13 protein-coding genes are annotated in these 13,266 nt (G+C 64.1%); 7 read left to right on the top strand and 6 right to left on the bottom strand.

Annotated features, from left to right (window positions below):
- Positions 1-40: 40 nt before the first annotated feature.
- The gene (gene rnd / locus MIN45_RS06330; protein WP_286291040.1) at positions 41-1,207 is read left to right on the top strand and encodes a ribonuclease D; all 1,167 of its coding nucleotides are present in this window, start codon (positions 41-43) and stop codon (positions 1,205-1,207) included.
- A complete protein-coding gene (locus tag MIN45_RS06325; protein WP_286291038.1) occupies positions 1,204-2,760 on the top strand; it encodes a bifunctional aminoglycoside phosphotransferase/ATP-binding protein in 1,557 nt (518 codons plus the stop codon). The genes rnd and MIN45_RS06325 overlap by 4 nt, the downstream gene beginning before the upstream one ends.
- Here the strand turns inward: MIN45_RS06325 and MIN45_RS06320 are convergent.
- From MIN45_RS06320 to efp, 5 genes are all read right to left on the bottom strand, one after another.
- Complete coding sequence (locus MIN45_RS06320) at positions 2,730-4,091, bottom strand: sigma 54-interacting transcriptional regulator (RefSeq protein WP_286291036.1); 1,362 nt, start codon at positions 4,089-4,091, stop codon at positions 2,730-2,732. The genes MIN45_RS06325 and MIN45_RS06320 overlap by 31 nt on opposite strands.
- Positions 4,092-4,418 (bottom strand): hypothetical protein, encoded by a 327-nt coding sequence (locus tag MIN45_RS06315; protein ID WP_286291035.1) that lies wholly within the window; start codon positions 4,416-4,418, stop codon positions 4,092-4,094.
- 221 nt (positions 4,419-4,639) lie between these two features.
- A complete protein-coding gene (locus MIN45_RS06310) occupies positions 4,640-6,082 on the bottom strand; it encodes a sensor histidine kinase (protein ID WP_286291033.1) in 1,443 nt (480 codons plus the stop codon).
- Positions 6,079-7,053 carry an EF-P lysine aminoacylase EpmA gene (gene epmA / locus MIN45_RS06305; protein ID WP_286291032.1) on the bottom strand — a complete coding sequence of 325 codons (975 nt, stop codon included), beginning with the start codon at positions 7,051-7,053 and terminating at the stop codon, positions 6,079-6,081. Before epmA ends, MIN45_RS06310 begins: the two co-directional genes overlap by 4 nt.
- On the bottom strand, positions 7,025-7,594 hold the full coding sequence (gene efp, locus MIN45_RS06300) for an elongation factor P (RefSeq protein ID WP_286291030.1): 570 nt from the start codon (positions 7,592-7,594) through the stop codon (positions 7,025-7,027). The genes epmA and efp overlap by 29 nt, the downstream gene beginning before the upstream one ends.
- Before the next feature lie 28 nt (positions 7,595-7,622).
- On the opposite strand from efp, the gene epmB reads away from it, so the two are divergent.
- The 4 genes from epmB to MIN45_RS06280 all read left to right on the top strand — a co-directional run bounded on the left by epmB (position 7,623) and on the right by MIN45_RS06280 (position 11,385).
- Positions 7,623-8,621 (top strand): EF-P beta-lysylation protein EpmB, encoded by a 999-nt coding sequence (gene epmB / locus MIN45_RS06295; protein ID WP_286291029.1) that lies wholly within the window; start codon positions 7,623-7,625, stop codon positions 8,619-8,621.
- 134 nt (positions 8,622-8,755) lie between these two features.
- Positions 8,756-8,887, top strand: a complete 132-nt coding sequence (locus MIN45_RS06290; protein ID WP_286291028.1) for a hypothetical protein — start codon at positions 8,756-8,758, stop codon at positions 8,885-8,887.
- A 144-nt stretch (positions 8,888-9,031) separates the two neighbouring features.
- Complete coding sequence (gene gshA, locus MIN45_RS06285; protein WP_286291027.1) at positions 9,032-10,621, top strand: glutamate--cysteine ligase; 1,590 nt, start codon at positions 9,032-9,034, stop codon at positions 10,619-10,621.
- A gap of 41 nt (positions 10,622-10,662) precedes the next feature.
- Positions 10,663-11,385: a phosphoadenylyl-sulfate reductase gene (locus MIN45_RS06280; RefSeq protein ID WP_286291026.1), complete on the top strand. Its 723-nt coding sequence runs from the start codon at positions 10,663-10,665 to the stop codon at positions 11,383-11,385.
- Here the strand turns inward: MIN45_RS06280 and cysB are convergent.
- Complete coding sequence (gene cysB, locus MIN45_RS06275) at positions 11,379-12,353, bottom strand: HTH-type transcriptional regulator CysB (protein WP_286291025.1); 975 nt, start codon at positions 12,351-12,353, stop codon at positions 11,379-11,381. The genes MIN45_RS06280 and cysB overlap by 7 nt on opposite strands.
- A gap of 95 nt (positions 12,354-12,448) precedes the next feature.
- On the opposite strand from cysB, the gene MIN45_RS06270 reads away from it, so the two are divergent.
- On the top strand, positions 12,449-13,252 hold the full coding sequence (locus MIN45_RS06270) for a sulfite exporter TauE/SafE family protein (protein WP_286291024.1): 804 nt from the start codon (positions 12,449-12,451) through the stop codon (positions 13,250-13,252).
- Positions 13,253-13,266 lie beyond the last annotated feature (14 nt).

Here is a 13,266-nt window from a genome sequence, read left to right as displayed (position 1 = left end):
GCCGCAGCCTGTGCTTTATCGAAACCCACCCAGGAACCCCATGACCACCCTATCCAAAGCCCCGGTACGCTACGTCGACACCCCCGTGCAACTGCGCCAGCTCTGCGAGCAACTCGAAGACAGCCCTTTTTTCGCCCTCGACACCGAGTTCCTGCGCGAATCCACCTATCACCCGCAATTCTGCCTGCTGCAGATCGCCGCCGCCGAACAGGTGGCTTGCATCGACCCCATCCGCCTGCCCGATCTCGACCCGCTCTGGCAACTGCTGTACGAATCGGATGCCACCAAGGTCTTCCACGCCGGCTTCCAGGACCTGGAAATCTTCCATCACCTGCACGGCCGCCTGCCCGCACCCGTCTTCGACACCCAGCTGGCCGCCCCGTTGCTGGGCTACGGCGACCAGATCGGCTACGCCCAACTGGTGGAGGAGTTGCTGGGGGTGACCCTGGGGAAAGGCCACAGCCGCACCGACTGGCGGCGCCGCCCTTTGAGTCCGCAGCAGATCGACTACGCCGCCGACGACGTCCGCTATCTGGTCCCCCTGTATCTGGAACTGCGCCGCCGCCTGGAGGAAAGCGGCCGGCTCGACTGGCTGAGCGAGGATTTCGAGCGCCTGACCCGGCCGGAAACCTACCGCAACCCGCCGCAGGATGCCTGGCGCCGCATCAAGGGTGCCCGCCGCCTCAAGGGACGGCAACTGGCGGCCCTCAAACGCCTGGCGGCCTGGCGCGAGGAAACCGCCCGGCGGGAGAACCTCCCCCGCGGCTGGGTGGTCAAGGACGACCTTTTGTGCCACATCGCCCGCCTGCAGCCGCAAAATCCCCAGCAGCTAAAGCAGCTGCGCGGCCTCAGCGACAAGGCCATCACCCGCTACGGGCAGGCCATCTGCGCCCAGGTCGCCGCCGCCCGCAACGATGCACCGGAAAAGGCCCCGCCCCGGCCGCCCGCCCGCACCCCCCGGCAGGAAGCTCTGCTCGACCTGCTCAGTGCCGTGGTGCGGCTTCGGGCCGAAGCCCAGAATCTCCATCCCAACGCTCTGGCCAGCCGCAAGGACCTGGAGAAATTCCTCGCCGACCCGGCCGGCTCGCGTCTGTGCCAGGGCTGGCGCCGGCGGCTGATCGGCGACGATCTGGTCGCGTTTCTGGAGGGCCGGCGGCATCTGCGGGTGGTCGGCGGCGAGCCGGTGCTGGACGAGGCCGCCGCATGACGCTGCCGCCGCTGATCCGGGCGCTGCTGAATCCGGCGGTCTATCCCCATCCGACGGAGAATCTCCGTTACCGGGAAACCCACATCTCCTGGGTCATCCTCACCGGCCCCTACGCCTACAAACTCAAAAAGCCGGTGGACTTTGGCTTTCTCGACTTTTCCACCCTGGAGAAGCGCCGCTTCTACTGCCACGAGGAACTGCGTCTCAACCGCCGCCTGGCGCCGCAGTTGTATCTGGCCGTGGTGACGGTCACCGGCACTCCGCAAGCCCCCCGTCTGGACGGGGACGGTGAGCCCCTGGAATACGCGGTGAAGATGCGCCAGTTCGCCGACCGCGATCTGCTCAGCCGCATGGCCGAAGAAGGCCGGCTGCGGGAAAGCCATCTCGAAACCCTGGCCGCACGCATCGCCCGCTTTCACGAAAGCGTCGCCCGGGCGAGCGCCGGCGACCCCTACGGCGAACCGCAGACGATCCAAAGCGCCGCCCTGCAAAACTTCCAGAGCATCGACGCCAGGGCCCTGGATCCCGCCCGCGCCACCCGGCTGGACGCGCTGCGCCGCTGGACCGAAGCCGCGTTCGAACGGCTGGCCTCCTGCATGGCCCGGCGCAAGCGCGACGGCTGGGTGCGCGAATGCCACGGCGATCTCCACCTGGGAAACATCGTCCTCTGGCAGGGAGAGCCGCTGCCGTTCGACTGCATCGAATTCAATCCCCAGCTGCGCTGGATCGACGTCATCAGCGAGATCGCCTTCACGGTGATGGACCTGGCCGCCCGCGGCCGCCGCCCCCTGGGCTTCCTGTTCCTCAACGACTGGCTCAGCCTTACCGGGGACTACGACGGAGTGCGCCTGCTGCGCTACTACCTGATCTACCGGGCTATGGTGCGGGCCAAGATCGCCTGGCTGAGCGCACGCCAGCACCCCAAGGACCGACGGTCCCTGGACGAATGCGCCCGTTACCTGGATCTGGCCGAGGACTTCCGCCAGTCCCGGCGCCCGCTGCTGCTCGTCACCCACGGTTTTTCCGGCAGCGGCAAGTCCTACGCCAGCCGACGGCTAGCAACCCGTCTGGGGGCGATCCACCTGCGCTCGGACGTGGAACGCAAGCGCCTGGCGGGACTCCCAGCCGGGGCCCGTACCGATGCCGGGCTGGAGCGCGGCATTTACGAGGCCGATTTCACCCGCCGCACGTATGCCAAGCTGTTGCGCGACGCGGAGACGATTCTGGCGGCCGGCTGGCCGGTGATCGTGGATGCCACGTTCCTGAGGCGGGAATACCGCCGGTGGTTTCAGGCGCTGGCCGAACGCCTGCACGTTCCCTGGCGCCTGCTCGACTTCCAGGCCGACGAAACCGTGCTGCGGGCCCGGATCGAACAGCGGCTGCGGCAGCGCCGCGATCCCTCGGAGGCCGACCTTCAGGTGCTGGCCTACCAGCAGCAGCACCACCAGCCCCTGAACGCGGAAGAGCGCGCCAGGGCCGTCCCCATCGACACCAACCGAGGCTTCGACGTGGAAGCCGTGCTTCAGTACTTGAATTCCCGCGGGTCGAGCTGATGGCGGTTGAGCAGGCGGTAGAACTCGGTGCGGTTGCGCTTGGCCAGCTGGGCCGCATGGGTGACGTTGCCGCGGGTGATCTGTAGCAGACGGACCAGATACTCGCGCTCGAAACGGCGCTTGGCTTCCTTGAGGGGAGGCAGCGTCGTCTCGCCCGCCTCCCCGCTGAGCGCCCGCTGTACCAGGCTCAGGGGAATCAGCGGCGTGTTGGTCAGAGCCACGCACTGCTCCACCAGGTTGTGAAGCTGGCGCACGTTGCCGGGCCATTCGTAACGTACCAGGTATTCCAGCGCTTCCGGGGAAAAGCCCTTGACCTTGCTGCCATAGGCCTCGGCCACCTGCTTGAGGAAATGGTCGAGCAGCAGAGGGATGTCCTCGGGACGCTCGCGCAGGGGCGGCACCTTGAGGGTGACGACGTTGAGGCGGTAATAGAGGTCTTCGCGGAAGTCGCCTGCCTCGACCGCCGCCGTCAAATCCACGTGGCTGGCGGAAACGACACGCACATCCACAGCTACGGTCCGAATGCTGCCCACCGGGCGGACGGCCATTTCCTGCAGCGCCCGCAGCAGTTTCACCTGGAACATCTTCGGCATGTCGCCGATTTCGTCGAGGAACAGGGTTCCGCCGTCGGCGGCCTGAAACAGGCCGGGATGGTCCTGGGTCGCGCCGGTGAACGCCCCCCGCTTGTGGCCGAAGAGTTCCGATTCGAACAGATGTTCGGGAATGGCGCTGCAGTTGACCGCGATGAAAGGGCCCTCACGCCGAGGGCTGGCCTGGTGGATGGCCCGGGCCAGCAGCTCCTTGCCGGTTCCGCTTTCTCCATGGATGTAGACGCTGGCGCGGCTGCGGGCGACCTTGGCCACCTGGTTGAGGAGGTCTTCCATGACCGGACTCTGGGTGACGATGCGGCGGCGCCAGTCCTCGGCTTCATCCTCCGGTTCCGGCTCGACGCCCTGGCAGATTTCCAACGCCTGGGTGACCTGGCATACCAGCGCCTTGTTGTCCACCGGCTTGGTCAAGAAACCGAACACGCCTTTCTTGGTGGCGTCCACGGCGTCGTTGATCGTGCCATGGGCGGTGAGGATGATGATGGGCAGGGTGGGACAACGGTGGTGGATCTCGTCGAACAGCGCCATCCCGTCCATCCCATCCATCATCAGGTCCGTGACCACAACATGGGGCCGGAACCGCAGCAGCTCGTCAAGGGCCTGCTCCCCGCTGCCGACTGACTTGACGGTAAAACCCGCCGCGCTCAGGCGCATGGTCAGCAGCCGTAGGAAGCTCTCATCGTCGTCGACCACCAGGATGCGTTTGCGAATGTCCTGATCCATTCAGGGGACCCCGTGATGATTGAGACTCTTTTCCAGGGCGGTGAGCGCCTCCAGCTTGGTCTGGCACTGACCGAGCATGGTCTGACAGCGCCGTAGCCGGTGCGCCTGTCGCCGGGAACGCCGGCGCAGCCGGGCCAGCTTGCGGCCCCATTCCCGTTCGTGACGGCGACTGCTGAACAGGCGTTGGGCGATCAGACGCTGATAGGCCAGAAACGCCCGCAGATCGGCCGGGCGCACCTGTTTTCCCGCCTCATCCAGCAATTCGAGGGCAACGCGCAGCTCGTCCCGTTCCGCCAGGCAGTCCGGCGTGACCAACAACGCCAGCACCAGGTACAACCGCCCCCCAGACTTGGTGCCTAGGCGACGAAATCGTACAGCCAGCGGCACTTATCCCGCCGTTGCAGCGGCAGCAGCTCCGCCAGATAACCCAGATAGCCGCTCAGCTCGGTCAGCGTGACGGCCTCGTAATCGGGCTCCTGGAACTGCGGTCCGGCTGCCTCCGCAGCCGGCCAGGATCAGACAGAGCAACCCGATGCCGAACCAATGTTTCAAATGCGAACTCCATCCACCGGCAGCGTCACCCGCAAACAGGCACCCCACCCTTTCACATCGACGATTTCAACCCTGCCACGGTGAATCATCGCACATTCGTTGACGATCGACAGACCCAGTCCTGTCCCTTCGATCCCCATCCGCTTCCCCAAACGGCCCTGGTACAGGGCATCGAAGACCCGTTCGCGTTCCTCGGGCGGAATCCCAGGCCCCTGGTCGCGGATTTCGAAGATCACGTTTTCCTTGCACCGCTGCAGCATCAGCTCGATCTGCCCACCCCGGGGAGAATATTTGACCGCGTTGGACAACAGATTGTCGATCATCAAGCGCAGCTGCTCCGCGAACCCGAACAGCTGACAGGCCTGAAGTTGCTTGCGCACCTGAATCTCGTTGCCCTTGAGACGGACCTGGTAATCCTCGAGCACGTCCTCGACCAGACGACGCAGATCCACCTGCTGCGGTTTCTGCACGATTTCGGTATTCTGCAACTGGCCGTAACGGATCAGATCCTCGATCATCCGATACAGACGGCCGGCATTGACACCGATGATGCGAACGATCTCTTCCTGTTCGGTGTTCAAGTCTCCGACCACCCGGTCGGCCAACAATTCCGCCCCTTCATGAACATTGGCCAGCGGGGTCTTCAATTCGTGGGAAACGTTGCGCATGAAGCGGCGTTTCTCCGCCTCCAGCATGCGCAGGCGGAGGCGCAGCCAGTCCAGGCGCTGACCGAGGGACTCCAGGTCCCGGGAACCCTGCACCACGATCGGCTGATCGAAGTCACGGTCCCCCAGTTTGCGGATGGCCGCATCCAGCTGCCTCATCGGCCGGGTGATGAGATAGATGAACACAGCGACCAGTCCCAGGACGACTGGCAACAGGATGACGAGATGGCGCATGGTCTGCCGGCGCGCCTGGCGTGAGCGCTCCTCCAATCTCTGGAGACAATGCCCCACCAGCTGAATGCTGAGTTCCCAGATGCGCTCGGCCAGCCGGCGCAGTTGCCCAAACTGATCGGCGACCGCCAGCTTGGTCCGGTGGTCGAGTTCGGGGTCGCTCAGCTGGGCGTACAGGTCGAATTCGTCACCTTCCAGACGGTGCAGCAGGCGGCGCAGTTCCGGCTCCCCCGTGGCCATCTTCGCCAGGCTTTGCAGTTCGCTGACGAAAGTCTGGCGCAGGTTCCGGTAGCGCTCGAACAGAGCCACATCCTCCAGGATCAACGCCTGCTTGGCGCTGCGCTCCATGGCAGTCAGGTGTTCCAGCAACATGCGGCTCGCCTGAGTCAGGCTGACTGCCTGATAGACCATCCTCTGACTCTCGCCGGTCAGCTGTTCCAGGGAGTAGAGCGCCGAACCCAGGGCCAGGATCAAAGGCGCCAGCACCAGAATGAAGCTGACCAGCAACAATATGGAGAGGGAGGGAAAACACAGGCGCTTCAATGGAGTCGCTGCCAGGAAAAACTGACGACCGTGTCGATGTCGCTGCGCTGCAGCTGCAGCATGAGCAGGCGGTCGAGACCGACGGCGACGCCGCTGCAACGGGGCAGACCGGCACGGAGGGCGGCGACGAAAGCTTCGTCCTCCGGTGGCACCGGCAGCCCCTGCCAGCGTCTGGCGTTCCGGTCGGCCTCGAGACGGCGGCGCTGTTCCTCAGGATCGGTCAATTCATCGTAGCCGTTGCCCAGTTCGACGCCGTCACAGAAAACCTCGAAGCGCCGGGCGGTCCGGCCGTCCTCGTTCAGGCGCGCCAACGCCGCCAGCGGGGCGGGATAGTCGCAGACGAAGACGGGGCGGCGGCGGGGGAGATTGGGCTGCACCCGATGGGAGAACAACAGATCCAGCCACAGGCTGCGGTCCTCGCCGCACAGGGCGGCGGCCTCCGGCAGTCCCAGGCGCCGGGCGCACTCTGCCAGCTCCGGCAGCGGCGCCTGCCAGGAAACCCCGACCCAGCGTTCGAACACTTCCGTATAGGACAGCCGGCAGCTGTCCTGCAGGGCGGGCAACAAGGTCCGCAACAGGTCGGCGACCTCGTCCATCAGGTCCGTAAGCTCGAAACCCGGACGATACCACTCCAGCAGGGTGAATTCGGGATTGTGCCAGCGCCCGGCCTCCCCGCGGCGGAAGGCCTTGCAGATCTGGTAGATGGGGCCGGTGCCGGCGGCCAACAGGCGCTTCATCAGCAGCTCCGGCGAGGTCTGCAGATAACGGGGCCGGCCGGCATCGGGAACGGCGAAGAAATCCAGCTGCGGGTCGGTGCTGACCGTCGGCGCCAGCAGCGGGGTTTCCACTTCCATCACCCCCCGTTCGGCAAAGAAGCGGCGGACACGGGCCAGAAGCCCGGCGCGGGCCCGCAGCGCTTCGAGATCGCAGCCGGGCCGCCAGCTATTTGTTGACGCGGGAGACGTATTCACCGCTGCGGGTGTCCACCTTGATGACCTCACCCTCCTGCACGAACAACGGCACCCGCACCACGGCGCCGGTTTCCAGCTTGGCGGGTTTGGCGCCGCCGCTGGAGGTGTCCCCGCGCACGCCGGGGTCGGTTTCCACCACCTGCAGTTCGACGAAATTGGGTGGGGTCACGGCGATGGGCTGGCCGTTCCACAGGGTAACGATGCAGGTGGTCTGCTCCTTGAGCCACTTGGCCGCATCCCCGACCGCCTTGGCGTCTGCGCCCACCTGCTCGAAAGTGTTGGGGTCCATGAAATACCAGAATTCGCCGTCGCTGTAGAGGTACTGCATCTCCACCTCCAGGACGTCGGCGGCCTCGATGCTTTCCCCCGACTTGAAGGTGCGTTCGAGCACCCGACCGGTCTTGAGGTTGCGGAACTTGACCCGGTTGAAGGCCTGCCCCTTGCCGGGCTTGACGAATTCGTTCTCGAGAATGACGCAGGGATCGCCATCCAGCAACACTTTCAGCCCCGGCTTGAATTCGTTGGTACTATAGCTCGCCATGAAATCAGGTTCCTTTGGTTGATCGAAAATGGTCTCCATTATAACCCAGCCCTCCCCCTTGCCGGCGTGGCGCCGGGAACTGGCGCAGGGTTTCAAAGACCCGGAGGAATTGCTCACCTTCCTGGGACTTCCCGCCAGCGGCTGGGATGCGGCCGCCCAGCAGGATTTTCCCCTGCGCGTCCCCCGGGCCTTCGCCCGGCGGATGCGCCGCGGCGATCCTGAGGATCCGCTGCTGCGCCAGGTGCTGCCACTGGGGGCGGAGAACGCGGTCGCCCCGGGATTCGTCAACGACCCGGTGGGGGATGGCCGCACCCGGGCCGCCCCAGGACTGCTGCACAAATACCACGGCCGCGCCCTGTTGGTCACCACCGGGGCCTGCGCGATCCACTGCCGTTACTGCTTCCGGCGTCATTTTCCCTATTCCCAGGCGCAGCTGACCCCCGCGCGCCTGCGGCCAGCGCTCGACTACCTGCGACGCCATGAGGAGATCAGCGAGATCATCCTCAGCGGCGGCGACCCGCTGATGCTCACCGATGCCCGACTGAGCGAGCTGATCCGAGCCCTGGAGGACATTCCCCAGCTGTACCGCCTGCGCCTGCACACCCGCCTGCCGGTGGTGCTCCCCAGCCGGATCACCGAGACGCTGACCGAACAGCTGGCCGCGTCCCGCCTGCAATGCGTGATCGTGGTGCACGCCAATCACCCCAACGAGATCGACGCCGATGTCGCAACCGCGGTGACCCGGCTGCGCCAGGCGGGCGTCACCGTCCTCAACCAGGGCACCCTGCTGGCCGGCGTCAACGACACCCTGGAAGCGCTCGTCGCGCTGCAGGAGCAGTGCTTTGCCGCCGGTATCCTGCCCTATTACCTGCACCTGTTGGACCGGGCGCGGGGAACCGCCCATTTCGAGGTGGAGGAACTGCGGGCCAGGGCGCTCTACGAGGCACTCCGCCGCCGCCTTCCCGGCTATCTCACGCCCCGCCTGGCGCGCGAAAGCCCCGGCGCCCCCTACAAAATCTGGTTTTAGATCAAAAACATATCGTAGCGATATAATATTGAGCCACAACAGGTATTGAATTAATTTCTCAACTTCGCTATAACCACATCCGTGCATTGAGCACTCATAACAAATCGTTCACGACACATGACGAGGAGGAAAACATGAAGAAAATTCTTGGCATCCTGGCCCTGGCGATGATTTCCATCAGCCTGATGGGTTGCGATCCGGCCGGTGAACCCACCAACAAGCAGCGCATTTCCAGCGCTGACGTCGAGCACAGCACCGCTGCCTGATTCAGAATCCCAACGCCCGATCCGATAACAATAACGACAAGATGCGATTCGACCCGGGGAACGCTCTCCGGGTTTTTTATTGCCCGCTTTCCGGTCACGCTATAATGGCCGCCTGTCGCGTATTCCTCCGGGAGAATCCAAGCGTTGAACATCCACCGCTTCCAGCAGCGTCTGTCAAGCTTGGCCGCGTTGCCGCTGTCTCCTGTCCTGGGCCTGAAGGGGCTGGAAAAGGAAAGCCTGCGCATCACCTGCGACGGCCGCATCGCCCGGACGCCGCATCCGCAGGCCCTGGGATCGGCTCTGACGCACCCGCATATCACCACCGATTATTCGGAAGCGCTGTTGGAGTTCATCACCCCCCCGGCCGAACTTCCCGAGACCGGCCTGGGCTTTCTCGACGAGATTCACCGCTTCGTCTACGCCGTCCTGCCGCAGGACGAACTGCTGCTGTGCACCAGCATGCCCATCGGCTTCGACCGGGACGAGGACATTCCCATCGCCCGTTACGGGAACTCCAACATCGGCCGAATGAAACACATCTACCGGGTCGGGCTGGCCCACCGCTACGGCCGGGCGATGCAGGCCATCGCCGGTATCCATTTCAACTACTCGCTGCCGACCGCGCTGTGGCCGGAACTCAGCCCGCTGCTGGAATTGGGACCGGCCTCCCAGGCCAGTCAGGCGGCGGCCTATTTCGCCCTCATCCGCAACGTGCAGCGCTACGGCTGGCTGTTACTCTATCTGTTCGGCGCCTCCCCAGCGGTGGACCGTCACTTTCTCACCTGCCGCGGCGGCATTCCCCAAGGCTTCGAGGAATTGACGCCCGACACGTTCGCGCCACCCTTCGCCACATCCCTGAGGATGAGCGACATCGGCTACAAGAACAAGACCCAGGCGGCCCTCTTCATCTCCACCAACACCCTGGACGAATACGTCCGCAGCCTGTGCCACGCCATTGAGACCCCCCACCCGCCTTATCAGGCGATCGGGGTCAAGGCCGGCGATCATTACCGGCAGCTCAACGCCAACATCCTCCAGATCGAAAACGAATACTACAGCCCCATCCGTCCCAAACAGGTCGCCCGACCGTACGAAAAACCCACCCTGGCGCTCAAACGCCGCGGGGTCCGCTACGTGGAGCTGCGCGCGCTGGATCTCGACCCGTTCGAGCCGTTGGGGATCGGAGCCGGGCAGATGCGTTTCCTCGAGTTGTTCCTGTGGTTCTGCCTGCTCCAGGACAGCCCACCGCTGGAGCGCGAGGAATATCAACGCTGCCAGCAAAATCTGCTGCTGACCGCCCAGCGCGGGCGGGATCCGCAGTTGCGCCTCCAGGACGACGGCCAGGAGATCCCGCTGCGGCACTGGGCCGAACGCATCCTGGCCTGCCTGGAACCCTTGAGCCGCCTGTTCGACGAACAGGGCGGCGATGGTGCCTACGGGCAAGCGCTGGCTGACCAGCAATGCAAGGTGGCCGACGCCGCACACACCCCCTCGGCGCGCATGATCGCTGAAATGACTTCCCGGCACGAACCATTCACCGCCTTCGCCCTGCGCCTGTCCCAGGCCCATGCCGACCATTTCCGCCAGCGTCCACTGCCGGAGGAGCGATACCGCTGGTTCGAGCAACAGGCGCGGCGCTCGTGGGCCGACCAGCACCGCCTTGAACAGGAGGACCGGCTCAGCTTCGAGGAATTCCTGCGGCGTTATTTCAGCGAAACCTGCCAGGCAGCCTAGTATAATCGCCTCACTGAGCAAGCAAACGGAAACGAACTCCCATGACCCAGGTGGAATTCGATCTGGAACACTGGCAGACGGTGCTGGCGGGCAAAAAACCCAACGCCATCTTGAGGACCGCTTTCGAACACTTCGAAAACATCGCCATCGCCTTCAGCGGTGCCGAGGATGTGGTACTCATCGATCTGGCCTGCCGCCTCCATGACCGGGTCAAGGTTTTCACCCTGGATACCGGCCGTCTGCATCCGGAAACCTACCGTTTCATCGAACAGGTGCGCGAGCGTTACCCGATAGAGCTGGATGTCCTCTATCCCGATGCCGAGGCCATTCGTGAGCTGGTGAGCCACAAGGGCCTGTTCAGCTTCTACCGCGACGGCCATCAAGAATGCTGCGCCATCCGCAAAGTGGGCCCCCTGAAACGCAAGCTGGCGACGCTGGACGCCTGGATCACCGGCCAGCGCCGCGACCAGAATCCCGACACCCGCGCCACCCTGGTGGAGGTGGAGGCGGATACCGCCTTCGCAGGGCGTCACGGCCGCCTGATCAAATTCAATCCCCTGTGCAACTGGACTTCACAGCAGGTCTGGGATCATATCGAAGCCTTCGAGGTCCCCTACAACGCGCTGCACCGCCACGGCTTCCGCAGCATCGGCTGCGAACCCTGCACCCGCCCCACCCTGCCGCACCAGCCGGAACGGGAAGGACGCTGGTGGTGGGAAGACAGCGCCAAGAAGGAATGCGGCCTCCACCGCAAACCTCAGTAACGCGGCAGGGACACCCCGGCGAACAGGGCGTCGATCTCCTGTTTGTCGCGCAGTTTCAGCGTCCGTTCCACCACCTCCCGGCTCAGGTGGGGGGCGAACTCGTGGATGAAGTCGAAGATGTATCCCCGCACGAAGCTGTCGCGCCGCAGCCCGATACGAGTGACGCTGTCGCGGAACAGATGGCTGGCGTCCAGGGCGACCAGATCCGCATCGGCTTTCGGATCGTAGGCCATATGGGCCACGATTCCCACCCCCAGACCGAGACGGACATAGGTCTTGATGACATCGGCATCGACCGCGGTCAAAGCCACCTTGGGCTGCAGGTTCTCCCGAGAAAAGGCCTCGTCGAGTTTGGAGCGGCCGGTAAAACCGAACACGTAGGTGATGAGGGGGTACTGGGCGATGTCCTGGAGTGACAGTGCCTCCTTCTCGGCCAGCGGATGCCCCCGCGGCACCAGAATACAGCGGTTCCAGCGGTAACAGGGCAGCATCACCAGGTTGTCGAACAGCTCCATCGCTTCCGTCGCGATCGCCAGATCCGCCTCCCCTTTGGAGACCATGTCGGCGATCTGCATCGGCGTTCCCTGATGCATGGTCAGGCTGACCTGGGGATAACGCCGCATGAACGCCCGCACCACTCCAGGAAGCGCGTAACGGGCCTGGGTATGAGTGGTGGCGATGGCCAGCGTTCCGCTGCGCTCGTCCCGGAACTCGTCGGCGACGTGACGAATGTCGTCCACCTTGGAAAGGATCTCCCCCGCAAGCTGGATGATCAGTTTGCCGGCCGGGGTGATTTCGGTGAACTGCTTGCCGTTGCGGGCGAATATCTGCACCCCCAGCTCGTCTTCCAGCAGGCGAATCTGCTTGCTGATTCCCGGCTGGGAGGTATACAGGCTCTCCGCCGTGGCCGAAACGTTGAGGTCGTGATGGGCGACTTCCCAGATATAACGCAACTGCTGTAACTTCATATTTCTTGAAGGAATTAAAAAATAATCTTTTAATTCTTTTAATTATAAGAACCTTGCTTGATAATTCAATAAGGATAAAGCAAAAGGTTATTTACATGGAAATCGGCTTCATCATCGCTGGTGCGGTCGTCGGCTTCGTCATCGGCCTGACCGGGGTCGGCGGCGGTTCTTTGATGACCCCCATCCTGATCCTTGGCTTTCACATCAACCCGGCCACAGCGGTCGGGACCGATCTGCTCTATGCGGCTCTCACCAAGGCCAACGGGGTCTATTTCCACCATCGCCAGGGCTCCATCGAATGGGGTATCGCCGCGCGCATGGCCCTGGGCAGCCTGCCCGGCGTCGCCGTGACCATCCTCGCCATTCGCTGGCTGCAGCGCCAGGGCTTCGACTACGAGCCCCTCATGACTGTGACCCTGGGCGTCATGCTGATCCTGACCTCCCTGGTGGTCTTCGCCCGGCGCCAAATCCTCGCCTTCCTGTATCGGAACCTGGAGAGACAGAATTCTTTCATCGGCCGCCTGAAACGCCATCGGGGCGGCATCACCACCCTCATGGGTTTCCTGCTCGGCATCCTGGTGACCCTGTCTTCGGTGGGAGCAGGCGCCATCGGCACCGCACTGCTGTTCCTGCTTTATCCCAATCGCCGCACGGTGACCATCGTCGGCACCGACCTCGCCCATGCGGTTCCGCTCACCGCCGTCGCCGGTCTTGGCCACTGGCAGCTGGGCAGCGTCGACGGGTCCCTGCTGCTGGGACTGCTCGGCGGCGGCCTGCCCGCTATCTATCTCGGCAGTCTGGTGGGCAAGTTCCTGCCGGACCGCTGGCTACGTCCCCTGGTGGCGTTGATTCTGCTGGTGCTGGGAGTCCGCTTCAGTTTGCAGGGGGCTCTGGTATAATTCCCGATTCACGA

Origin of the sequence: Methylomarinovum tepidoasis, assembly GCF_030294985.1 — a bacterium.
Taxonomy (GTDB): Bacteria; Pseudomonadota; Gammaproteobacteria; order Methylococcales; family Methylothermaceae; genus Methylohalobius; species Methylohalobius tepidoasis.
This window is presented reverse-complemented; position numbering and strand designations above follow the sequence as displayed.

Coding starts and splice junctions, on each gene's coding strand:
- MIN45_RS06290 (WP_286291028.1), top strand. CDS start 8,756: ATGAAGAAAATTCTTGGCATCCTGGCCCTGGCGATGATTTCCATCAGC.
- rnd (WP_286291040.1), top strand. CDS start 41: ATGACCACCCTATCCAAAGCCCCGGTACGCTACGTCGACACCCCCGTG.
- cysB (WP_286291025.1), bottom strand. CDS start 12,353: ATGAAGTTACAGCAGTTGCGTTATATCTGGGAAGTCGCCCATCACGAC.
- MIN45_RS06270 (WP_286291024.1), top strand. CDS start 12,449: ATGGAAATCGGCTTCATCATCGCTGGTGCGGTCGTCGGCTTCGTCATC.
- epmB (WP_286291029.1), top strand. CDS start 7,623: ATGGTCTCCATTATAACCCAGCCCTCCCCCTTGCCGGCGTGGCGCCGG.
- MIN45_RS06320 (WP_286291036.1), bottom strand. CDS start 4,091: ATGGATCAGGACATTCGCAAACGCATCCTGGTGGTCGACGACGATGAG.
- MIN45_RS06280 (WP_286291026.1), top strand. CDS start 10,663: ATGACCCAGGTGGAATTCGATCTGGAACACTGGCAGACGGTGCTGGCG.
- MIN45_RS06325 (WP_286291038.1), top strand. CDS start 1,204: ATGACGCTGCCGCCGCTGATCCGGGCGCTGCTGAATCCGGCGGTCTAT.
- efp (WP_286291030.1), bottom strand. CDS start 7,594: ATGGCGAGCTATAGTACCAACGAATTCAAGCCGGGGCTGAAAGTGTTG.